20 protein-coding genes are annotated in these 23340 nt (G+C 65.0%); all 20 read right to left on the bottom strand.

All coding sequences use genetic code 11. From position 1 onward, the window contains the following. Positions 1-529: 529 nt before the first annotated feature. On the bottom strand, positions 530-1846 hold the full coding sequence (locus LOY26_RS11920) for a hypothetical protein (RefSeq protein ID WP_258714796.1): 1317 nt from the start codon (positions 1844-1846) through the stop codon (positions 530-532). A gap of 164 nt (positions 1847-2010) precedes the next feature. Further along, a complete protein-coding gene (locus LOY26_RS11915) occupies positions 2011-2862 on the bottom strand; it encodes a CsgG/HfaB family protein (RefSeq protein ID WP_186659155.1) in 852 nt (283 codons plus the stop codon). Between the two features lie 33 nt (positions 2863-2895). Next, positions 2896-3309, bottom strand: coding sequence for a curli assembly protein CsgF (locus LOY26_RS11910; RefSeq protein ID WP_033697605.1), 414 nt, complete (start codon positions 3307-3309; stop codon positions 2896-2898). After that, positions 3306-3707, bottom strand: coding sequence for a curli production assembly/transport protein CsgE (gene csgE, locus LOY26_RS11905; protein ID WP_033697604.1), 402 nt, complete (start codon positions 3705-3707; stop codon positions 3306-3308). The genes LOY26_RS11910 and csgE overlap by 4 nt, the downstream gene beginning before the upstream one ends. Next, positions 3704-4231, bottom strand: coding sequence for a type II secretion system protein (locus LOY26_RS11900; protein ID WP_186663627.1), 528 nt, complete (start codon positions 4229-4231; stop codon positions 3704-3706). The genes csgE and LOY26_RS11900 overlap by 4 nt, the downstream gene beginning before the upstream one ends. Continuing rightward, positions 4206-4580, bottom strand: a complete 375-nt coding sequence (locus tag LOY26_RS11895; RefSeq protein WP_186659163.1) for a type II secretion system protein — start codon at positions 4578-4580, stop codon at positions 4206-4208. The genes LOY26_RS11900 and LOY26_RS11895 overlap by 26 nt, the downstream gene beginning before the upstream one ends. A gap of 5 nt (positions 4581-4585) precedes the next feature. Next, positions 4586-5059 (bottom strand): type II secretion system protein, encoded by a 474-nt coding sequence (locus tag LOY26_RS11890; RefSeq protein ID WP_258714795.1) that lies wholly within the window; start codon positions 5057-5059, stop codon positions 4586-4588. Further along, entirely contained in the window at positions 5056-6921 is a 1866-nt protein-coding gene (locus LOY26_RS11885; protein ID WP_033697598.1) for a secretin N-terminal domain-containing protein, read from the bottom strand. Before LOY26_RS11885 ends, LOY26_RS11890 begins: the two co-directional genes overlap by 4 nt. Next, entirely contained in the window at positions 6918-7442 is a 525-nt protein-coding gene (locus LOY26_RS11880; protein ID WP_186659168.1) for a hypothetical protein, read from the bottom strand. The genes LOY26_RS11885 and LOY26_RS11880 overlap by 4 nt, the downstream gene beginning before the upstream one ends. Beyond that, complete coding sequence (pilO, locus tag LOY26_RS11875; protein WP_033697594.1) at positions 7442-8005, bottom strand: type 4a pilus biogenesis protein PilO; 564 nt, start codon at positions 8003-8005, stop codon at positions 7442-7444. The genes LOY26_RS11880 and pilO overlap by 1 nt, the downstream gene beginning before the upstream one ends. Continuing rightward, complete coding sequence (locus LOY26_RS11870) at positions 7992-8534, bottom strand: pilus assembly protein (RefSeq protein WP_156310325.1); 543 nt, start codon at positions 8532-8534, stop codon at positions 7992-7994. The genes pilO and LOY26_RS11870 overlap by 14 nt, the downstream gene beginning before the upstream one ends. 1 nt (position 8535) lies before the next feature. Continuing rightward, a complete protein-coding gene (locus LOY26_RS11865) occupies positions 8536-9330 on the bottom strand; it encodes a hypothetical protein (protein ID WP_258714794.1) in 795 nt (264 codons plus the stop codon). Continuing rightward, the gene (locus LOY26_RS11860; protein ID WP_258714793.1) at positions 9311-11014 is read right to left on the bottom strand and encodes a GspE/PulE family protein; all 1704 of its coding nucleotides are present in this window, start codon (positions 11012-11014) and stop codon (positions 9311-9313) included. Before LOY26_RS11860 ends, LOY26_RS11865 begins: the two co-directional genes overlap by 20 nt. A gap of 61 nt (positions 11015-11075) precedes the next feature. Further along, positions 11076-11609, bottom strand: coding sequence for a response regulator (locus tag LOY26_RS11855; RefSeq protein WP_186659177.1), 534 nt, complete (start codon positions 11607-11609; stop codon positions 11076-11078). Positions 11610-11857: 248 nt separating this feature from the next. After that, complete coding sequence (locus LOY26_RS11850; RefSeq protein WP_258714792.1) at positions 11858-12499, bottom strand: SurA N-terminal domain-containing protein; 642 nt, start codon at positions 12497-12499, stop codon at positions 11858-11860. Positions 12500-12511: 12 nt separating this feature from the next. Next, positions 12512-14056 carry an ABC transporter substrate-binding protein gene (locus LOY26_RS11845; RefSeq protein ID WP_258714900.1) on the bottom strand — a complete coding sequence of 515 codons (1545 nt, stop codon included), beginning with the start codon at positions 14054-14056 and terminating at the stop codon, positions 12512-12514. Positions 14057-14061: 5 nt separating this feature from the next. Beyond that, on the bottom strand, positions 14062-14727 hold the full coding sequence (locus LOY26_RS11840) for an SCO family protein (RefSeq protein ID WP_258714791.1): 666 nt from the start codon (positions 14725-14727) through the stop codon (positions 14062-14064). Continuing rightward, entirely contained in the window at positions 14724-15416 is a 693-nt protein-coding gene (locus LOY26_RS11835; RefSeq protein WP_033697582.1) for an SCO family protein, read from the bottom strand. The genes LOY26_RS11840 and LOY26_RS11835 overlap by 4 nt, the downstream gene beginning before the upstream one ends. Next, positions 15413-17404 (bottom strand): cytochrome D1 domain-containing protein, encoded by a 1992-nt coding sequence (locus tag LOY26_RS11830; protein WP_258714790.1) that lies wholly within the window; start codon positions 17402-17404, stop codon positions 15413-15415. The genes LOY26_RS11835 and LOY26_RS11830 overlap by 4 nt, the downstream gene beginning before the upstream one ends. An 18-nt stretch (positions 17405-17422) precedes the next feature. Next, positions 17423-23284, bottom strand: coding sequence for a manganese-oxidizing multicopper oxidase MnxG (mnxG, locus tag LOY26_RS11825; protein ID WP_258714789.1), 5862 nt, complete (start codon positions 23282-23284; stop codon positions 17423-17425). Positions 23285-23340: the final 56 nt, after the last annotated feature.

Raw genomic sequence — 23340 nt, 5'->3', positions numbered from 1 at the left:
TGCGCCCCTTTGCCAAGATGACAACTGCTGTTTTTGATAATTGCAGCTGAGCGCTAGTGTGGTGTTTCAGAAATACCACACTAATGTCTCTATGCTCGCCGCGAGGACAGCCACATGCGCGTTAGGCTGAACTTTGCCTCGTGCTGCGCCGAACGCCTCTCAGCCCCTCGAGTTGTGAAGTAAGCGAGAATCTGAAAACAGGCGCTATGAAATGGAACAAGCCGAATACCCGGCGTCTGGGGCACCTGAAGCATATGCACTATGAAAGGAGCCAAGTCGCAGCTGCTGCCGGGAGGGTGGGGTTGAGGCCTTTGGGACGATGGCCGGATGCAGCCTTCGAGCGGCCTTGGCGGGGCCAGACCGGTCGTGAAGGGCTGCAAAGCGGCCCCTGCGACTTGTGCATCATCGCTGATATCCCGGGGCCGCTTCGCGGCCCGTTCGCGACGCAAGGCCGCTCCTACAGAGGCCTGCGTCGGCGGAGTGTTTCAAGCGACGGGCATCAACCTGACCCTATGGAAGGCCGACTGCCTTATTTGTGAGGGAGCTGTCGCACGGTCAGTTGGTCGAACACCAGCATCGCACCATCTTCTTCGGTATCGACCACCACGGTCAGCACCTCCGGCCCGTCGATGATCATCTCCTTGGTGCCGTACCGCATGGCGCCTGGCCCCTCATCCGACAGATCCTCATAATCACCGCCTATCGCGGTTTGAACCCCACAGTAGCTGTTGCACCCCCAGGCGAAGGTGACCAGCCGACGCCCTGCGCCTTCGAGTACCAGCTTGATCGTAGAGTCTGCTTCCAGGTGATGGCCCTTGATCAGGCCTTTGCTGCCCTCATGCGGCCCGTCACTCACGCCCCTCGTTCGTCGGTCGAGCTGGAACTCGACGCCGTGGGTAACCAGCCGCGCGCAGGACCCGGGCTGTACGTCTTCGAAATCTATGTGTGGTGTGGGCGTTGGTCGACCTACTGCCTGATCCCCTTCGGCATAGCCGAAGCTCATGATTCCAGACCGGTCTGTCGGGAATCGCACATTGATCACCGGGACCAGTTGCTCGTAGAGCTGCTGATAGCGAAGCTGGTCATACTGCGCCTTGGCAAGCGCTTCGCGCTCCCCTTCCACATAGAAGAAGGAATGCACCGGCAACGCGCCCCCTTCGCCTTGCTTCCACACCGGCAGCAACACTTCATTGTTCACAGCCCATTGCGCATCATTCAGGCCCTGACGGGCCTGTAGAGCAGTATTGAACGCACCGGCCGACGCCGCCTCTGTTTGGCGCAAATTCCAGCCGCACACCCGGTAGTTTTCAGCCTGCGGATACCTGGCCAGCCATTGCTGCGCGGTATTAACCGCCAGGGCCTGGCAGGTGTCGGTGGTTTCTTCAAACCCTCTGATCGGGCCACAGCCCTGCAGGGTCGACCTCTGGTTGGTGTTGGCATTGATGGGAAACGTGCAGAGTACATTCAGATGGGCAAGGCTACCCGGCGGGGCGTATTGCGGAGGGTAAAGGATCAAGCCATTCTGGTTACCGAAGGGCTTGCCGAAGTTGCTGTCGCGGCGCACCCAGGAAAACGCCACGCTTCCCTTTTCCAGCTGGCTGTCGCTAGGTTCCCAGGGCAAAAATCCGATACTGCTGCTGGTTGTACGCAGCGCGATGCCGCTACACAAATAGCCGGGCTTGTCCGGCCCACCGCAGTCGTCGGTGGTGCTGTTGTACCACGTGTTCAGTTGATGCAGCGCCGTCTCGCCGCGTGCGTTGAGCACACGCGTCGCATCAGCGGCCAGTAGCGGTGGCGTCGAAATGCCAAGCAGGAGGGCAGCGATCGGGCGAGACAAGTTCCTCATTACGGACTTCCTCTGTCATCCGTGGAATGTTCGCCGATTAATTCACTTGTAACAGTTTGCCGCTACTGGCAGAAATGACAGGGCGTGCTTCAAACTGGACCAGCCTTTGCGGGTAAAACCACATCTGGGAGCGGGTTTACCCACGAAGGGGCCCTCAAGGTGGATCACGGCTGCTGATTCTGGCTCAGGTACTTGTCCACCGTAGCCTTGCCCTCCCCCGCATCTCCCGCCACCTGCCACAGCCGCCGTTCAATCCCTTGCGCCAGCAAGTGCCCTACCGCTGACTCGATCGCCGACAGCACGCACAGCTGCGCCGGTTCGTTGGTGGTGTAGCCCACCTCGGCCTCCAACAACTTCTTGAACTCGATGAACTTGAACACCCCCGCACTGCGCCCCACCGAATAGATGGTCTTGCTGGTCATCACGTTGGCCAGCACCTGCCCGGTGCGTACGTCCACCGCGCGCAGGTTCACGGTCACCTGGTCGACCCGGTATTCGCGGGAGATGTCGATGCCCAGGTAACGCGCCCCTTCCCCGCCACTGCGCACGTTGGTGTCGTAGGCGATGATGCCGCCTTCAAGCATCAGGTTGGCCGCCTGCAGCGGTGGCAGCTCGCCCATGATGTTCTCCGCCACATCCGGCTTCTTCTGCGAGGCGCGGATGATCTTGCGCTCGGTCAGCAGGTTCTGCAGGCCTTCACGCTCCAGCACCACGAACCAGCCACTGGCACTCAGGGCATCCATCAACATGCTGGCCGCGCCCTGGGTGACGCTGGTCGAGAACGAACTGGCCGGGGTCGGCTTGTACTGCCCAGTCTGGTCACGGAAGCCATACACCACCGCCATCAGCCGGCCTTTGGGGCGTGGCATGTTGATCAGGTCGTAGTAGGTCGAGGCCCGAGGGGTCAGGGTCGGGGTTTCCGAGTCCTGTTCGGCCGACATAGGGTCGCGCAGGCTGCAGCCTTGCAGGCCGTGCAGGGCGGCGAGGATCAGCAATGTGCTCAACAGACGTTTCATGGTGTTCTCTCCCCAACTCAAAGCCCTTCCCTCTCAGGGGTTCAGGCCGCTGACCTCAATGATCGAGATTTCTCCGGTGACGCGGTCGGTGACTTTGATGCTCAAGGCACCCGAGTCGTCGATCACATCGATCAGGAAGGCATCGGTTGCCATGCTGCCCGTGCTGCCATTACTGATGTTGTCCAGCAACTGCGAGAGCATTCGCGACTCCAACTGGTTGCTGAAGCGCTCCAGGGCCGTGGTGCCCGAAAAGGCGGAAGCACGGTCCTTGAGGTCGGGGTCGTCGTAGTCGTTCTGTGCCTGGGCGTTGTTCAGCAGCCAGGTGCCGTTGAGCGGGTTGCCACCGAAGGCCGGGTTGACCGGGGTGTACACCAGCTCCGTGGCCTGGGCGGCACAGGCGCTGGCCAACAGGCAGGCGGCGATGCAATGGGGAATGCGGGTTTTCATAGCTCGTCCCTCTCCAGATCGGTGGTGTCCTGCAGCAAGCGTTGCAGCTTGCGTTGAATGATCTGCTGCTTGACCAGGTCGGCGGCCGCGACAGCCTCGTCTTTGAGTTCCGTGGTGTTGGGTGGCAGGAAGCGCCGGTACAGCACTTCGCGCTCGAACTCCACGGTAACCAGGCTGCCCCAGCGGGCATCCGGGCGTTCGCGCACCACCAGGTTGAAATCCAGGCGGCTGGTGGCACGCAGGCGGTCGGCGAAGTAGTAGTAAAAGTCGTGGCCGATGTGCGAGATGGTGTTGTCGACGATGAAGCCCATCATCTCGTCCTCCTCAGCCGCCTTCAGCAGGCTGCAGGGCGATGCCGCCAGCAGCAGGCTCAGGCACAGCGCAGCCAGGCGTTTCATGGCGAGTCTCCCGCGCCGGCCTGGGGCTGGGCACCGGTGGGGCTGTCGGCGAACGCCTGCTCGGCGACGAACTGCCAGTCGCTGTAGTGTTCCAGCCCTTCGAAGCCCGACCACTCGGCGGTAAAACCACTGTGCTTGAACGGCGTGGCATCCGAGCGGCTGTGTACGCCGGTGATGCGGCCATCGATCGAGCGCAGCAGGCCCCAGTCATCGCTGTTGGTGATCGGGTCCGGGTAGAGCCTGCGGATGTGCCGCTTGGCCTCGGGAAAACGGTTGTCCTGCAGCAGGTCGGCCAGCTCCTGCGGGTACTGGGCCAAACCCGGCGAGGCGCGGTAGTAGCTGCGCAGGGCCTGGGCATACTGGCTGCCCACCCACAGCAACTGGCGCTCGTGATCGCGCCGGGCAACGCTCGACCAGACTGTCCCGGTGGCGGCCAAGGCCACGCTGCTGACCGCAATCAACAGCAGCACACCCAGGTAGGTGAAGCCGGCACAGGCCTTACCATTCGGCATAGAGGCTGCCATCACGCGCCCTCCCTGTAGCACCGCTTTTGATATCGGCCACGCCGCCGGCCACGCCCTCTGGCGGCGGCAGCAGTTGCCAGGCATCGCTGCGTTCGGTGATCGGGTCGACCGGGGTGCTGCGCAGGTAGCGCAGCTCCACCAGTTGCTCCAGCGAATCGGGGTAGTGCCCGGTGTCGCCGTAGAAGTGGTCCAGCGACTCGCGCAGCACCGCCAGGCTCTGGCGCAGCGTGGCCTCGCGGGAGCTCTCCAGGCTGTTGAAGTAACGCGGCATGGCGATGGTCATCAGCGTGGCGATGATCGCCATCACCACCAGCAGTTCGATCAGGGTGAAGCCTTGGCTGCGTTTCATGGCCGTCACCATTGCCCGTAGGGGATGTTGTTGAGGCCTTTGCCACGGGCCTTGGAGTACACGTCGAAGACGTCTTCGCCTTCACGCGGGCTGTCGGGGCTGCTGTCGTAGGCACGCAGGCCCCAGGCCCCCTCGTCGTTATCCTTGGCCGCCAGCAGCGGGTCGTGGGGGATGCGCCGCAGGAAGTAGAACTTGGCCCCTTTGGCACTGCGCACATCGCGCACGCCTTCGACCAGCACCTGCAGGTTTGGCGGGTAACCGCTGGCATCCAGGCGCTTTTCGATGTAACCGGCGTCGAAGGCACGCTTGTAGGCGTCGATGGCATCGCGGATCTGGTACAGCGCCTCGCGCAGCTGTTGCTCCTTGCCGCGGCGCACCACGGTTTCGGTCAGCGGCGCGGCCATGCTGGCGAGCAGCCCAAGCAGTGCCAGGGTCAGCACCACCTCGATCAGGCTGAAGCCTTGCACGCGGCGTTTCATGGCCGTGGGCTCCCGTTGGCGGGCACTACGGCCATCTGGCTTTCGACCACCGGCTTGTCACTGGACGGCGCAGTGCCCGGCACCTCCATCGGTGGCAGTGGCGCCATTTGCCGCACCTGCAGGCTCGACTCGGTGCCGGTGGCGAACTCCATGTCAGACGGGCTCTGGTACGGCAGGTTGCGCACGATGCGCGGGGTGATCGCCAGCACCAGTTCAGACTTGCTCATGTCGTCCTTGTTGCTGCCGAACAAACGGCCCAGGCCGGGAATGTCGCCAAGGCCCGGGATCTTGTTGCCGCTGGCGTTGTGGTCGTTGCGCACCAGCCCAGCCAGCACCTGGGTTTCGCCGTCGTGCAGGCGCAGGCTGGTCTGGGCGTTGCGGGTATCGACCTGGACCGGGATGGTGCCCTGGCGCGTGGCTTCCAGCGGGGTGGCGTTGCTCACTTCGAGTGCGATCTTGATCGCCACTTCGTTGTTCAGGTGCACGGTCGGCTGCACTTCGAGCTTCAAGCCCACATCCAGGTAGGTGACACTCTCGGTAATCACCGGGCCCTGGGTCGAAGGCACGGAGGTGGCGCTGATGATCGGCACCCGCTGGCCAATGTGGATACGCGCCTGCTCGCGGTTGCTGACGCGAATCACCGGGCTTGCCAGGGTGTTGATGTCTTTGTCCTGGGCATTGATCTTGGCCTGCGGCGCCGGCGAGATGCTGATGCGGCTGGAGTCGATGCCGCGCAGTTGGTCGAGCACGCTGACCGACTTGCCGTCGGAGGTCAGCACGCCGAAGGTGTTGGGCCATTGCAGGCCGAGGTCGAGGATGCGCGAAGTGGCCACCTCCATCACCTCCACTTCCAGCACCACCTCGGGGTTGGACTGGTCCTGGGACTGCAGCAGCTTCTCGGCCATGCGCACGGCATCGGGGCTGTCGCGCATGGTCAGGGTGTTGAGGCGCTCGTCGACGAACACATCACGGGTCTTGAGCATGGTCTTGACCATGTTCAGCGCCGTATTGGCGTCGATGCTGGTCAGGTAGAACGTGCGCATGACCAGTTCCTGATAGTCCTTGGTCTTTTGCGGCGAGTCGGGGTAGATCATCAGGGTGTTGTCGTTGACGATCTTCTGGCGTAGCTGGTTCTGCTCCAGCAGCAGAGCCACGGCGTCCTCGATGCGCACGTCGCGAACGAAGATGGTGGCCTTCATGTCCGGGCGCAGGTCCTTGTCGAAGATGAAGTTGATGCCGGCGACCTGGGACAGCACTTCGAAGATGGTCTTCAGGTTGGCGTCGCGAAACTCCAGGGTCACCGGGCGTTCCAGCTTGCTGCGCAGCTGCGGGAACGGCTGCGCGGTGCGCGCCTGGACGTTCTCGATGTCACTGCGCAGGGTCATGCCCTTCTGGTTCTGCGGGTCCAGGCGCAGCACTTCGCGCATGTAGCGCTCGGCGCCGAACAGGTCGCCCTGGCGCAGGGCCGCCTGGCCAAGGGCGACACGTTCGTCGAGGGTGCGGATCAGCTCCAGCTGGCGGATGCCTTCCTGGGCGCGGCGGTTGTTCGGTTCGATGCTCAGCACCCGGCCATAGCCCATGCGCGCACCGGCGAAATCGTGGCGGATGCGGTCGCTGTCGGCCTGGCTCAGCAGCGCCTCGACCGCCGCCTGGCGGCCATGGGCCAGGGCGATGTTCAGCTCGGTGTCGCGCGGGTCTTCACGCAGGGCCTCTTCCAGACGCGCGATCCCGGCTTCGTACTGTCCCTCCTTCATCAGTTCTGCGCTGTCTTCACGTACCGCACTGGAGCCGCAGCCTGCGATGGCCACGCACAGCGCCAGAAGCAGGAACGGAGCAGGCTTGCACAGCTTTGACGACTTCATGGTGCGCTCCCGACAGACAAGGTCTGCGACTGGTGCAAAGGCAGGTAGACCAGGTCCAGCTCATTGGCCGAGACCCGATCGAGGCGGTAGGTGTCTTCGATGACGTCGCCCTGGCGCACGACGTACAGTTTTTCGCCGCTCTGCAGAAACACCTGCAGGTCGTCGCGATCGCCCAGGCGGCCAACGAACTGGAAGGGCAGCGCCGGGGCGGTGGGCGCGGCAACCACCACAGGCGCGGCGATGACCGGTTGTTCGGTGACGGTGGCCAGGGTTTGCGGTTTGCTCCAGCGCTGGCTCGGGAACAGATCGGTAGAGACCCGTTGCGACCCCTTCGCGTCAGCTCCGCGCCCCGATGTGTCCGCTTCCACACGGTCAGGGGTACTCACAGAACCTGTAGCAGCAGGCTTGCCCGCGAACAGCCCCACACTGTCCTCTTGGCCGAACCAATGCTCCGGCGCCCACGCCAACGCGGCAGAAAGCCCTAGAAACCCGGCCCAGATCACCGCACGTTGAGTCTTCATCACGACCTCGACAAGTAGAGGGTCATGCGCAGGCGGGCGTTGAGCTCGCTGTCGCCGATGCGTTTGCGTTGCAGCTCGAGGTCTTCCAGCACCAAGGTTGGCAGCTGGCCCAGCAGGCCCTTGAGGAAGCCGCGGATCTGCGGATAGCTGCCGCGCACCGGCAGCACGATCTGGTAGCGCGCCAACTGGGTTTTCGGGTCGATGCCCAAGGCATATTCGCCGCGTGCCAGGCTGATGTGCTCGGCACTGGCCAGGTGATACAGGCGCTCGATCAGCTCGCTGGCCTGCGGCTGCCCAGGCAGTTGCTGGCGCAGCGTGTCGAGGGCCTGCTGCTCGGGTTTGACCGCGATCTTCAGCTCGCCCCGCTGCACCCGCCCCACTTGCACGCTGGCATCCGCCTCGCTGGCGCGCAGTTCGCGCACGGTTTGCCAGTGCGGCAACACAGCGGCCAATGCCACGCCGACGGCCAGCAGGCCAACGGCGACAGCGGCTAGGCCCACCGGGCCGATGCGGCGCAGACGCTCCTGCATGATCAGGCTGCTCAGCGGGTCAGGGACGCGCATGGCCGGTCTCCCAGGTAGCGGTAAGGGTGAAACGCACCGGGTGCTCCGGCTGGCCCACCATCACCTCGTGGTTGAGCAAGGAAACATCGCTGAGCTCGGCGCTGGCCTCCAGGCGCTGGTGGTACTGCAGCATCGCCTCCAGGTTGCGCGCCTCGGCGGCGATGCGTACCTGGCCCTTGCGTGCATCCGGGGTCAGGCCAAGCAGCGCGACATCGTCCTGCGGCTGCGCTTCGAGCATGGCGAACAGCTGCTGCCAAGGCCGTTGCAGCTGCTGCGAGACACTGCGCATCTGCGCCAGGCGCTCGGCCTGTTCGCGGCTGGCAGCACTGCTTTGCGGGGCCGCAGTGGCCGGGCGCCGGCCCAGTTGCAGTTCCAGGCTGTGCAGGCGGCCTTCCAGGTCGACCTGCTCGACCTGCAGGCGTTGTTGCAGCACCACCAGGGCGGCCACCACGGCGCAACCCAGGGCCAGTAGCGACCAGGCCAAGGCGCCGCTGCGCCGGGGCTGGAATTCCAGGTCGAGGCGGCGCATGTCAGGCCACCGCCCGCCACATGGCGCACAACGGGTCGGCTTCGCTGGCCGGTTGGCACAGCTGCACCGCCGCCAATTGCGGCACGTCGCCGCGGCCGGGTGCATGCAAGTACACCCGTGGCAGATGCTCCCCATACAACTCGCAGGTGCGTTCGATCAGCGCCTGCAGGGCCTGGTCGTTGTCGGCACAGCCTTGCGACAACACCTGCTGCCAGGCACCCCCGGCGGCCAGCAGCAGCACGCTGCGGCGTGGCTCGGCGAGGACAAACAGGAAGTCGCCCTGCCCCAGCTGCGCCGAGCAACGGTTGTAGGCGGCCATCAGGTATGGCTGCACCGAACGCAGCTGCAACCGGCTTTCCCGCCCCAGTGCCTGCAGCCGTTGCAGCAAGGCCTCTGGCAGCGCGGTGGCAATGCGCGCGGCGCCTGCCGGCTCCGGCGAGAGGACGATGCGCCAGTCGCCCAGCGACTGCCCGTAGAGGTTTTCAAAGCATGCCCGCGCATAGGCATCGAGTTCGCGCGGGTGGCCGATGGCATCGCTCCAGGGCACCAGGCAGAAGCGGCTGTAGCGGGCCGACAGCAATACCCGCAACTGGGCACCGCGTACGGCGTGCTCGGCAAGCAGCGCGGCCAGCGCCTCGAGGGCGGCGTCCCAGGCCGGTTGGGCGGCCTCGCAGCTGAATTCGCGGCTGCCTAGCCACTGCTGTTGGTTGGCGTGCCAGCGGCCCAGGCCTACACCCTCGGCGCCGAGCACGGCACAGTATCTATGAGCACCACGATCACGCGATAAATGTGACACGGTTGATCTCCTCAAGGGTGGTGCGGCCTTCACGGACCAGGTCCAGGGCCGAGGCGCGCAGCAAGCGCAGGCCGCGCTGGCAGGCGAGTGTCTTGATCTGCGAGAGGGGGCGGCGTTCGACGATCATCTGCCGCAGGTCGTCGTCCAGATGCAGCAGCTCGGCGATGGCACTGCGGCCGCGAAAGCCACTGCCGCGGCACTGCCCGCAACCCTGGACGCGGACAAACGTCCAGCCGGCCACGGCGTCACGGGTCAGGCCTGAGGCCAGCAGGGTTTCATCGTCCGCCTCGCAGGCTGTGGCGCAGTGCGGGCAGGCCAGGCGAATCAGGCGCTGGGCCAGGATGGCGTTGAGCGCCGAGACGAAGCTGTAGGGGTCGACCTGCATCTGGCTGAAGCGGCCGATCACATCGAAGACGTTGTTGGCGTGAATGGTGGTGAATACCAGGTGCCCGGTCAGGGCCGACTGCACGGCGATCTGTGCGGTGTCGGGGTCGCGGATCTCGCCAACCAGGATCTTGTCCGGGTCGTGGCGCAGGATCGAACGCAGGCCGCGGGCAAAGGTCAGGCCCTTCTTTTCGTTGACCGGTATCTGCAACACACCGGGCAGTTGATATTCGACCGGGTCTTCGATGGTGATGATCTTGTCCACGCCATGGTTGATCTCACTGATCATGGCGTACAGGGTGGTGGTCTTGCCGCTGCCGGTGGGGCCGGTGACCAGGATCATGCCGTAGGGCTCGGCGGCCAGCCGGCGCAGGGCGCGCAGGGTGTCGTCGGCAAACCCCAGGGCCTGCAGCTGCACACCGCTGACCTTGTCGGACAGGTCCTGTTTGTCGAGCACCCGCAGCACGGCGTCTTCACCAAAAATGCTGGGCATGATCGAGACGCGGAAGTCGATCTGCCGTTCGCCCACGGCCACCTTGAACCGGCCGTCCTGGGGCACGCGCTTCTCACCGATGTCGAGCTCGGCCATGACCTTGATGCGCGAGATCACCTGGTCGGCGAAAGCGCTGCCGCTGGCCTTGCCGGCACCGTTGAGCACGCCGTCGATACGGTACTTGATGGTCAGGCCCTGGCCGGTCATGCCCAAGTGGATGTCGCTGGCGTGCAGCTTGAGGGCGTCGTAGAGGGTCGAGTTGACCAGTTTCACCACCCGGCTCTGGTCTTCGCTAATGCTGGTCAGCGACAGGCGTTGCAGCGGGTCGCTTTCGCTGCTGGCTTCGCTGTCGTGGTCAAGGGCATCGACGGCATGGAAGCTTTCTTCGTGGCGGGCCAGAAACGTCGCCAGCTCGGCGGCGTGAGCCAGGTACAGTGGCGCGCCTTGCAGCACATCGTCGATCCAGGCCAGGCGCGAAGAGTCGAAGGGGTCGGCGAACACGCCCAGCAGTTCGCCTTCGCGCTCGATCAGCACGAATTCGCGTTTCAGGCACTGGGCCAGGCTGACCTTGTCGAAGCGTGGGCTGCTGGCCAGCAGGGCTTGGCTGTGCAGCACCGGGTAATGCAGGGTGATGCCCAGGCGGTGGGTGAAGGTGCCTGGGGTGTCGTTGGCCAGGCGTTCCAGACAGTTGAGCAGGCGTTCTTCACCGGCTTGCAGACGGGCCTGGGCCAGCAGGTCACGCGGGTAGGCACACAGTGGCTGTGCTGGCTGCAGGGGTGTGGCGGCTGTATCGACTGCTTCGGACATGGCCTGCGACTCCACTCAGGGGGCGCGTCGCAGGCTGGCTCAGCCAGGGTAGCGGGCGCCGCTATTCCCCTGTGAGCAGTTGTTCGTCGTCAGCACCTGGGGGCTTTGCGCCATTGCGGCGGCGTTCGGCCAGTACCCAGCTACCATCGTACAACTGCAGGGGGAACGATTCGTTCCTGGTCTGGCGTCGTTCGACGAACCCTTCTGCCGGGTTGTCCGTGGCCCTGCGCCGGCGCTCGATGCCCATCAGGTCGAAGATCGCGCGGGCCAGTTCCGCCAACGGGAACGGCTTGAACAGGACATGGGTCACACCCAGTTCGGCGGCGCGCTCACGGACCTCGGCAGTCGGGTGGGCGGTGATCAGCACGAAATGGCACTGCCTGTTCTTGCGCACGGTCTCCAGAACCTGAAACCCCTCCATGTCGGGCAAGCGGTAATCCAGCACGATCACTTGCGGTGCCAGGCTTTCAGCCTGCTCGATACCACTGGCACCGTCGTGGGCAACATGAACATCCAGGCCTTGCGCCTGCAAATACGCTTGCAGGTTCTGCGCGAGGGTCTGTTCGTCATCGACTACCAATACTCTGTTCACCAAGGTCGACTCCCCAATACTGCCCGGTTACCCGGTCTGCGAAGTGCGGCCTCGATAAGGCTTGAGCAGGCTTCGTGCCAGGCGTGAATAATCATGCTGCACCACTGTAAGTCGTTGATCTGGCAAGGCTGCCCGAAGGCGCCCAGCCTGCTGCGCGCAGCCAGGCTCGCCCAGTTCCCCACATCCGGGGGACCTGATGGCACTTTGCCAAGTCGTTATCCCCCAGCTTTGGGGGAACACCATTGCGGGCCTCAGTCGGCGATTTCCACTTTAGCGGATTCGCGCAAACGTTGGCGCACGGTTTGCCGAGCCTGCGCCTGCAATTGCCCGATGAGCGTGGACCTGGCCAAGCGCAGGCCCTGTTCTCGTATGACAGAAGGATTATCACTTTGGTTCTGCGCTCCTTGCAGGGTTTGCCGATTGGCCTCGTAGAAGGCCTCTACTTGTGCCTGGCTGGGCGCGTCGACCGCACTCAGTTGGGCATACAGCTGCTGGGCTGCCATCTCGTGACGGGTGTACTGAGCGTACTCTGCCCTATTGAAACCCGCCTCCGCCAGCCGCCGCTCGAACACGGTCGGGCTGCCGAATGCAGCCTCCACTTCGCCGACATGGGCAGCTACCTGTGCGTCACTGATGGCGATGCCCTGGCGCTGGGCTTCCTGCCACAACAGCTCCTTGTCGATCAGCTCATCCAGGGCCTGGTCACGCAGGCGTTTGTACAGCGTCGGGTTGCGGATGCTGGCTACCGCCCGCCCCTGGGCTTCGAGGTATTCCGTGAAGTAACGCTCCAGGCGCAGGGTATCAATCTGCACACCGTTCACCCGCGCTGCCGGCACATCGGCCCAGCTCGCCGTGGTGGTCAGCAACAACAGGCACAACAACAGGGTACGCATGGCAACCTCCGCTCAAAGGGCGTCCGGCACAGGCCGGTACGGGGTAACCGAGGTGAATCGCGGCCCCGGCAAGGCCACTGCCACCACATGGGCACCGGCCATGCCCTGCCGGCGGCCGGGGCCAAAGCCCAGGGCCGGGGTCAGGCCGGTCGTGACATCGTGCAGGCCTTCCAGGGCCGTGATCAACTGCTCGCGGCTGGCATCCCGGCCAATCTGCTTGAGGGCTTCGGTGAGCAGGCGCAGGGCGCACAGGGTATTGACCTGCAAGGACGCCTGGCGTGGGTCAAGGCCCTGGCGTTGCTGCAGGCCGGCCAGGCTTGCCAGGCCCTGTTCGGTCCAGTCTTCGGGTACGAACGGATAAGCCAGGAAGACCCGTTGCGACCACTGCTCAGACAGGCTTGCCAGCCCCCCGACCACCTGGCTGGAGGCCGCGAACAAGTACGGTTTGCGACCTGCCGCCTGCAGCGCTGTGGCCAGGTCGGCAAAGGCCTGGGCGCGGCCGAGAAAGACGATGCCCTGGCCGTCCACGGCCTGGCCATCGAAGGCCTGGATGGCGCCAGGTGCCCAGCCTTGCTGCACAAGCTGCTCGCGCACCTGCTCGGCCAGCGGCGCTTGCTCGTTACCGGCGTAGACCACGCGCAGGCCATCCGGGCCGAGGCCCAAGGCTTCGCGAGCATGGCCGGCCAGGCTCAGCAGTTGCACGGGCAAGCCCGGCAGAGGGTCGAAGATCTGCGCACTGCCGCCACTGCGCGGGGTGCTGCCGATCAGCGGCACATTCTGTTGCGCCAGCACGGGCGCCAGACGCTGGTCAAGCATCGGTGCCAGGGGGGTGATCAGGCTGAACACCTGCTCGTGTTCCAACAGCTGGCGCAGGGCCTGTTCGGCGCTGTTTGGGTCGCTGCCGGGGTCGAGCACCACCAGCTCCAGGCGCCGCCCATGCACACCGCCTTGCTGATTGAGTTGCGCCAAGCCGTCTTCAAGCACCGCGCGCACCACATGCCCCGCTTCGGCCAGCGGCCCAGAAGCGGGGAGCAACGTCCCCAGCCGCAGTACGCCCTCCTCCACGCCCGGGTCGCGGTCCTCGGCCAGGCGTTTGAGGTAGGCCGTGAGGTTGCGCTGGTCGGCCAGGGTCAGCTCGAAACGCGGCATGGCGGTGTCGAGGTGGTTGCCGGCAGGGTCCACACCCCGCTGGATCGCCCTGGCAAGGCTGGCGTCAGTGTAACCCGGGTAACTGCGCCCGTTGGCCTGGCGCTCGCCCTGCCCCAGTGCCAGGCGCTGCCAGTCGAGGCTAGGTGGGCGAACACCGCCCTCGGCGCGGCCGCGCCCGTCGCTGCCGTGGCAGCTGGCGCAGGGCAGCACGCTGGCCGGCACGCTCATGTCGCTGGCGCCCACCCGCGCCAGCAATTGCGCGTCACTGCTTGACAGGCCTTCGCGGTACAGGCGTTTGCCAGCCTGTTCGTGCTCGCTGAGGTCAAGGGCGAAGGCTGAGCTGGCAACGCTTAAACCTAGCGTCAACAGCAGGGCGTTGTATGCGCGGCCAAACCCGCCTGCACTCATGATGTTCACCGACCCGCCAGCGGTTGGGTCAGCAGCTGCATGCGCTGGGCGATCGCCACAGGTGGTGCATCCGGGCGGATCTTGCTCCAGCGCTTGCCTGCCACGTCACCGGCAATCAGTTGCGTGGAATGCTGCTCGGGGCTGGGCAGGAACTGGCCGATACGGCCCAGTACCAGGTCGACACTGGCCTTGTCGCCCGTCAGGAACAACCAGTTGGGGCCATCCACACCCTGCTTCTGGGCAAAGGCCTTGAGCGCCGCCGGGGTGTCGTTGAGCGGGTCGCTGCTGATCGAGACGAACGTCACCTGCCCTGCCAACACCGGCCCCATGGCCTCACGCACCTCCCGCAGTTTGCGGGTGATCAGCGGGCAGGCGTCGGTGCAGTGGGTGAAGATCACGTTGAGCATCACCACCTTGTCCTTCAGCACATCACTGTAAAAGCGCAGCTCGCGGCCGTTCTGGTCCTTGAGCACGGTATCGGTGAACCAGGTCTGCGCATCGCGGGTACCACCGCCACTGCTCATCGCCTGGGGCGCGGGCTGTGGTTCGGGGGCCTGGGGCGCATGGCCGTCATGGGCGAAGGCCATCGAGGCGAGAATCCACAGGCAGCCGCCCAATACCAGCCAGTCGAAACTGCGCATACCGACGCGGCGAGAGGTCGAATGGCTCATGGTTGCACCTCGTTATGGTCGGCGATGGGTTCGGCGCTGTGCTCGGCAATGGCCGTGCTTTTGGCATGCACCCGGCGGGCGCTCAGGCGGTTGATCTCCGCGACCAATACCGTTGGGTCGGTGAAGCCGTAGTAGCGGGTCCAGTGCCCGCTGCGGCCATCACCCACCAGGATCAGCGGCGGGTGCTGGCTCAGGTCGGCACTGAAGCTGCCCAGGCCTTTGAGGGTTTCGGTGATGGCGTACGGCGTACCGGTCAGCCAGCTCCAGCCTGGCCCTTTCTGAAAGGCCTTGGCGTAGTGCTGCAGGCGCTTGGCGTCATCGCGCTGCGGGTCGACGCTGATCGACACCAGGTGGATCTCATCGCCGACACGGCCGCCCAACTGCTGCTGGACCTTGCCCATGATCGACGACACCACCGGGCACACCGTGGTGCAGCTGGTGTAGATGAACCCCATCACCACCAGGTGATCCCCGACCAGGTCCTTCTCCAGGCGCACCGGCATGCCGTCCTGGTCGAGCAGCGAGACATCGGCGAAGCGCAAGCTGGCCTTCTCCTGCCGCGCGGCGGGCGGTTGCTCGGCAGGGCCGCCATGGTCATGCCCGGCGTGGGCCAGGGCCAGGTTGCTGGACAACATCAGTGGCAGCGCCAGGCTCAGGCCCAGCCGTGTAAAAGCATGCTTGGCGTTCATCGCACACTCCTTATTTGCATCTGGGTAGCGTCCCCTTGGGCAGCCGTGGAGACCGAAACCGGCAGGACGCGCAGGCTGGTGTAGTTTTCTTCGGCAAACTTGCGGCCAAGCGACGGCGACTGCACATGCAGGTACCAGGCGCCGGCTTCAGGCAGGGTCAATGCAGCCTGGTAGATGCCCTCGCCCACTTCTTCGAGGCGCAGGTTGCGCGGCATCGACGACGGCGCCAGGAAATAGCGCAGGCTCAGGTCGCTCAGGCCCAGCCGCGGCTCGCCGTCATCGCCTACGATGCGCACCCGCGCGGTGAAGGCGCTGTGCTGCGGCAGCGGCTGTTCAAGGCCGAGAAACTCGGCATGCGCGCCCTTGTGCTTGCGGGCATTCGGCGCTGCGGCGACATCGGTGCTGAAGCAATGAATGATCTGCGGCTGGTTGAGCAGGAAGGCCACATCGAACTTGCCGGCTGCCGGCATTTTCACCGTCGAGCCGTACACCCCCGGGGCCACCTCGCGCAGGCTGCGGTCGACGACGATGGCGGCGCGGGCCTGATGGCCGCGGTTGTTGTAGCCGGACATCGGCGCGTTCATGCCCTCGGCGTAGAAGTAGGTGGTGTTGTCCACCGGGTTGACCACGAACACCGAGTTGTCGTCACGCGATACCGACAGCCCCTGGGCCAGCGGCAGGTCGCCGGCCTGGCGCGGCGCGGCGGGGCCTGCGTCGAAGCCTTGGACGATCGGCGAACGCCCCTGCCCAAGGCTGCCCAGGTTGATCATGCTGACCCTGGGCGAGGCCAGGCCACGCACGTAGGCATAGCCCTTGGTGAAGGTCAGCTGATACGGTTCGGCCGCCACCGGGATGCGGTGGATCAGCGTGTCGGTACTGGCGTCGATCACCAGGGCCTGGTTTTCCAGGGTGTTGAGCACGATGCCGTAGCGCCCGTCACTGCTGAAGCGCATCGGGCCCAGGCCCTGTTCGGCCGTGAGGGTGTGGCGCAATTGATGGCTACGGCCATCGAATACCCGCACCGTGCCTTCTCTGCCGTCGACCACGTAGACCGCCTGGGACAACGCCGAGTAGCTCACCGACAGCGGGTGCGGGCCCACCTCCAGGGTCTTGGTCAGGCGCATTTCGGGGATATCGATGATGCTCAGGGTGCCGCTGTCGCGGTTGCTGACGTAGGCGTAGCGCGAGTCGCTGCTGAAGGCGATCTCGTGGTGCCCGGAGCCGGTGGCGAAGGACTTGAGCGTACTGCGCCCGGGCACATCGATCACCGTTACCCCACCCTTGGCCGGGTCACTGCTGTTATTGCCCACCCAAAGACGGTGCTGGTCAGGTTGCAGCACCACCCGCGTCGGTTGCTCGCCGGCGTCCAGGTCCGCCACGCGGGTGAAGGTTTCGGTGTCGATCACCGACACCTTGCCGCGCTCGGGGATCGACACGAACACCTGTTTGTCGTCGCCGGTGGCCGTCCAGTCCATGGGGCTGCCTGGCAATTCGATGCGGGCCATGGTGCTGGTGACACCGCCCACCGACACCGTCGGGTCGATCACCGTCAGGCTGGCGTCCTTGTTCAGCATCAACAGGAAGTAGCCGTTGAGGTCGAGCAACGGCCGGGCGCCAATGCTGCTTTTCAAGAACAGTGCGACACGGGCCTTGCAGCTTTGGTCACGATCGCCGACCGGTGCCGACTGGGCTGGGTCGATCCAGGCCCCCGGCGCCATGCCCGACAGCGGCTGGCCACTGGTCTGGTCGCTGACCTTGAAGCGGATGCTGGCAAAGGCGCCTTCGCGCAGCTCGCCCCCGGCCAGCGGGCGGGCCTCGAACTCCACGGTCACGCCGTCCCGGCTGAGCCGATGCAGGGCCTGCGGGTCGGCAGGCTCCTGCAACAGCTCGCGCGGGTCGCACCAGAGTTTTTCATAGGCAACGCCCAGGCCGATCAGCGCTACCCCCAACAGTACCCCCAAGTAAGCAGGGCGAGTCTTTTTGTTCATGCTCGCGCTCCCATGTCGTTATTGTGCTGCAGCCGTTGCCGGCGGCGCTTCGTTGGTTACCCGCAAGATCCCCCACAACCCCGAGAGGTTGCCGTAGGCGGCGTAGTCGCGGAACAGGTAGTCCCCCGGCACCGCGTTGGCCCCGCCTGCGCTGGGCAGCATGAAGCTGAAGTGCGCTGCCGGCAGTACGCTTTCCTGGGCACCGATGTAGATGGACATCGGGTTGTAACCGAAGCGCACCGAGCCGATGCCGGGCAGGCTCATCGGGTAGCCATTGACGTCATTCTTCTCGGCCTGGTAGGCGTGCAGCGGCCACAGGTGCCCGTCCAGCTGGTAGGTGATGCCGCGGCTGCCACCGCTTGGCATCAGCACATGGCTGCGCGCCGGCTGGCCAGGCTTGGCCCACAGCACCGGCGTTTGCGGGTCGCCACCGACCAGGGCGTTGCTGTAGGCCATGTGGGCATTTGGCACATCGGCAAAGCCATTGCCGTCGGCGTGGCCGAAGGGTGCGTCCGGCGCCATGCCGAAGCGCAGCCACAACGGTTCGGTCTTGTAGTTCATGGCCATGTTGCCGTTGTCTTTAGGGTCGCCCGGCACGCCATTGCCCTCAGTAGCGATACCTTCCACAGGCCGGCCATCAGCCCAGCGCATGTTCATCGAGCGCTGCCACACCGTGACAAAGTCGCGGTAGTCGGGCTGGCCGCTGACTTTCACCGTCGCCTGGGCACGGCTGGCGGTGTCCTCGGTGAAAGTGGCAGCCTGCGGCAGGATGCTCATGGCACCCACCAGGCCTTTTTGCGGTTGCTTGATGAAGTCCGACGGGGTCAGGTTGAGGCCGCCGAACTCGATCGCCGTGGTGTTGATGTTGTCTACCGTACGGCCCAGTTGCAGCACCGGTTTGCCTTCGCGCTCCAGGTGGCCGGCGTAGTACTGGTACACCTTGGACGGGTAGGCGCCGCTGTTGCCGGCACGCGGCGGCACGGTCTGCACCGGGTTGAGGCCAACGTTGGCACCGTCGGACTTGGTGATGTCGTAGGCCAGCAACTGGGCATGCAGGCCCACATGGCTGGAAGGCCGCATCAGGTTGTTGTTGAAGGCGGTGGAGCCTTCGCGGCCGTTGCGGTCACGTTTGACCACGTTCTGCATCACTGCGGTGCTCGGCAGGTCGGGCATCACCAGCGGCAGGCGGTTTTCCAGGGTGATGCTGATGCAATCACCGGCGCTGGCGCGCAGCACCAGCGGCTCTACCGGCACGCCGGGCTTGAGCTTGCCGGTGCTGGCATCCAGGTCTGCCTTGCGCACATACAGCACAGCGGTCGGGTCGTGCAGCGGCGCGCTGTGGCCACCGACGGTGAAGGTGGTGCCGTCCTCCTCGTCGACCACCGTGACCTGCGGGATGCTGGTGGTGCGGCTGTTGAACACCAGGGTGCCGCCGGCGGCCTTGAGCGGGCCACCGACATGCTGGCCAACCCCCGCCGGGTCGGCGATGCTGACGCCCTGGCGGTTCTCGAGGATGTCGTTGGCCAGTGCGGCGACGATCTCGTAGTTGCGCTTGATCGTCGCCCGGGTGCCGATGCCATTGACGTTGGCCGTGGTTTTCGGGCAGATGCCGTCAAAGTTCACGGTGTTGCGCATGGCCACCGGCTGCGGGTTGTTCGACAGCGGGAACAGGTCCGGGCGCAAGGTGGTGTAGTTGCGCATGATGCCCCAGATGCCATTCCAGTAGCCTTCCAGTGCCGCGTCCAGCGAGTACAAGTAGTCGCCGTTGGTGGCGGCGGAGCTGGAGATCATCGACACCGGCGCCATGAAGCCCAGTTGCTCGGAGATGCCGAGCATCTGCGACGCTTTCCACCCCGAGTTGGAGCTGCTGCCAAAGCCCGAGCCGTTCTGCAGCCACTTGACCCCGTGCAAGGTGACGTTGTGCTCCTCTTCATGGCCACCGGCATGCATGCGCAGCCGCACGTTGTCGCCCGAGTAGGTGCGCAACATTGGCGTGAACGGGTCGCCGGGTTCGCTGCCGGCGGTGTTGATGTGCGGCGGGAATACCGTGGTGCCACCGGTGGGGCCCACCGCCGAGGTGATCGCCGAAGGCGCCATGTTCATCGCCGGGATCGCGCGGTCAATGCGGCTTTGCAAGGCATAGCTGAGGTCGCCGCCCAAGCCGTCGGCCTGCATGCCACGCTTGCCGTCCGGGGCCACCTTGTTGGGGTCGAACACCCGCAGGGCCAACGGCTCGTTACGGTAGTTGACGACGAACATGCCAGGGTCATCCACCGAAATGGCCTGTGGGCACGGCCGGGTCGGGCACCCTGGGCTCAGCCCGCCACGCGACTCGACCACCGATTCGAGCAGCGACGAGGCCTTCTGCCGTACCGGTGGGTTGATGGCGTAGCGGAAGCTGTCGGCAGTGGCCGGGTACGCCTGGCCATTGGGAATACCGTCGGGCCCCGCGCCAACGTACACGCCCGCTTCATAGGCATGCTGGAAGTCGCTGTACTCGAGGAAGAACTCGCGGTAGCTGTCGTTACGGCCATCGCCGTCATGGTCACCGGTCTTGATCACCGCCTGCCACGAGGTCGGCCCGCCGTCCTGGCGAGACGGGTTGTACAGCTGCTCGCCGGTTTCGGCGTGGTACCAGGTAGAGCCGGCAGGCTCGGCCAGTACCGTGGCGTAAAGGCCCAACTGCTGGTGGGTCGATGGGCCAAGGTGGTCGTGGGTGAAGATGGTGCCCAGGCCACGGTCGACGTTATGCACGTTGACCACCGGGTCGGCGAACCAACGCTGCATCGCCGTGCGCGCGCCCAGCCAGTCGGCCCGGCCGAAACGCCCGAAGTAAGGGTGTTGCTTGGCTTTCGGGCAGGCGGCGGTACCGTCCCGGCTGTCGCCTTCGGTACAACCGTTGTAGGCGCGAATGGCATGCACGCGCTCGACCACGCTGCCGGGCGAGAGGATACCGTCCTCGTAGTTCCAGCCGTTGGCCGCACCGTCGGCTGCGGTGAGGTCCCACTTGGGCAGGTGAATATGCTGGCCGATCACGTCGGTCGGGGTGCGTACCTGGTAGTCGTCCATCTCATAAATGGAGGGGATCAGGTTGGTGTGCTGGTACATGGTGCAGTCGAAAGTGTTCATGCGCATCACCAACGGCTCTGGCGGGCGCTGCTTGGTGATCACCGGCCAGGCGTCTTCCCAGAGGGCGATGATGCGTGCCTGCGGGAAGTGGTAGCCGACCTTGTTGTAGACCGCATCGAACTGGATATTGGCGCCCTTGTAGATGCGCGGGCGGTCGGCGGTGAAGGTAGAAGCGCCGCGGAAGTTCATGCCGGTCAGGCTCTCGCCGCTGGCGTACTCGCCCACCCCCGACGACTGGGTGAGGCGCTTGCCACGGTCGTCCATGCACGGCTCGAAGAACGGCGCACCGGCGGTCGGCAGGGCGCCGTTGGTGCGGAAGTTACGCGCCACCGGTTGGCTGCCGGGTATCAGCGCATAGCTGGGGTGCTCGGCCTTGGCGTGGAATTTCATGGCTGCCTGCTCGACTTCCGTGCCCTCTTCGGGCAGGTAGATCGGCTTGGCTTTGTGCACCACCTTGGAGAAATCCAGCTTGGTGGTGGTGGTCTGTGCTTCACCCCCTGCCGAAACACCATCCAGTGCATGCCGGCCGAGGCCACCATCCCATCCATCGACCTGGTTGGCGTCCAGGTTGGCCCACAGGGCGTTGCCGCTGTTCTTGAGTTGCTGGGCCAGTGCAGGGTCGAGCATGTCCAGCGGCGGGGTGGGAGGCCGTTGGCCGACGCTGCTTTCCATGCCACCGATCCAGAACGGATAACCGGGGTTTTTCAAGGTGCCGTCGGCGTTACGGTTGCTCTCGCTGCGGTCGACCAGTGCCAGCGAGCCGACGGCCTTGGGTTCAGCTACGCCATGGCCATGGTCATCGTCGCCCTCCTCGCCGTGGTCATCCTCCTCGTCATTGGCTGCCACCCGTTGCTCGGCAAGCTTGGGTACCACGACCACCTTGCCCGGCATGGGCGCCATGGCTTTGCCAGGCAGTGGGACGATGGCGGGGATGGGTGTGCCCGCAATGATCTCACCGTCGGGCAAGGCCCGCGCGCCAACCGCCGGTTTGCCGCTGCGCAGGGCAAACGGGGTGCTGTGGTAGCCGTTCGCGGCCTGGCCACTGACCTCCAGCCGGGTGCCTTCCTCGAACACATCGTGCACCCGCCACATGGCCCACATGCCCTGGGCGAAGTGCGGGTAGAAGTGGCAGTGATAGATGGCATCGCCGGCCACCCGGTTACGGTTGCCAGAGCCACCGTTGGCGATCTCGTAGGTGTAGCCGATGCCCGGGCCGATACCCTGGGCGTCGACGTAGTCGGAGTTATCGTCGTTGGGGTTGAACAGCCACTGGTGCCCGTGCAAATGGAAGATGTGCTGTTCGTGACCGTTGTGCGTGTTGCGGAACTTGGTGAAGTCACCCATGTAGCTGTGGTGGACGTTGGCCGGTTCTGACGGGTACAGGGCCATGCTGGCCTTGACGCCGATGGCGCTGGCCGGCGGCGTCTCGCCTGGGCGGATGTTCTCCAGGCCAACGTTGGCCGGCACATCCACCAGCGTGCCGATATCGCCCACGGTGTGGGCGCTGAGGAAGAACTCTTCGTAGGCGCAGGACAAGCAGTCGTGCATCGGGCCCACGCCCAGGCGGTTGGCCACCACTTCGGCGCCCATGCCCCCAGAACCGTAGTTGATCATGAACGAATCACGGGTCGGCTCCAGTACATGGCCCATGACCGGGTCGGCCCAGTAACCGGGGAAGGCCTGGGTTGCTGCCACTTCGTCAGCGAACTGCGAGGCGAAATCACGGAACGCGTCCAGCCGGTTGGGCAGCGCCGGGTTACGTTTGTTGACGCTTTCCAGCGGATAGGTCGAACGCGGGAAGCTGCCATCGGGGTTGGGGCCCATGACAATGGCATCGGTCTCGCTGTTGAGGATCTCGTTGCCATCGACCATGGCGATGATCGGTTTACCGGCCTTGCCTTCGGTGATCCAAGGCTCGGCCTGGGGGTAGCGTGCCTGGTAATCGATAACCGGTTGGCCAGTGGCGGTGCGGCCGGTGCTGGCAAGGCGCATCTCTTCTTCTGTGAGGGTGTTGCGGAAGGTGCGCCCGCCTTTGGGCACCACCACCACCTGGCCGAACAAGCCATTGGCAACGTTGCCGGCACCGCCCTGGCCGCCGAAGGTCGCGCCTTGGCTGGTGGCGGCGAACGCCCCTTCGCGTTCGGCATACAGGGTGTAGCTGCGGGTATTGCCCGGTGACACCAGGAAGTTGCCGTTGCGGCCGGTGTTGGCAGCAATATCGCCAATGCTGTTGACCGCTTGCATGCCGTTGACCTGGAAGCCTACGTGGCGGTCGCTGACCTGCTCATCGGCAACGAAGTGCTCACCGCCTTCGTTTTCGAATTCGGTTTCCGGCCCTTCCTCCTCCTCACCTTCGGCCTCGTTCTCTTCGTGGTCGATGCCATGCTTGTTGGGGTTGGCCTGGTAAGCCAGCAGGTTGGTCAGGTTGACGGTGAGGCAATCGCCTGCCGCCACGCGCAACACGATTGGCCGTGGACGCTTGTCCGGGCGCAAAGTGACTTTGCCAGGCACGGCGGCGCCACCTTTGCCGAGCGGGACCTGGTGCTCGTCCACCACATCCTCGCGCAAGGCGAACATCATGCCATTGGCGTTTTGCGCGCCGAGGCGGTTGAACATCAGCGGCTGGTCCAGTGCCACCACATTGGCAACCAAGGTGCGCTGGCACTGCACAGCTGCCTCGCTGGTCGCTTCCCAGCCAAGCAGGGCCAGGAAGAATGATGACAGGACGGGGCCTTTGAGCGGGGTCGACATGCTGCACCTCCGGAACACAGGAACTCTGCGAGGAGGTTCAGCAAGGTATATGCCAC

Source organism: Pseudomonas sp. B21-047, from assembly GCF_024748775.1.
Classification (GTDB): domain Bacteria; phylum Pseudomonadota; class Gammaproteobacteria; order Pseudomonadales; family Pseudomonadaceae; genus Aquipseudomonas; species Aquipseudomonas capeferrum.
Note: the sequence above shows the minus strand (reverse complement) of the source record. Positions and strands in the feature narration are given on the sequence as shown.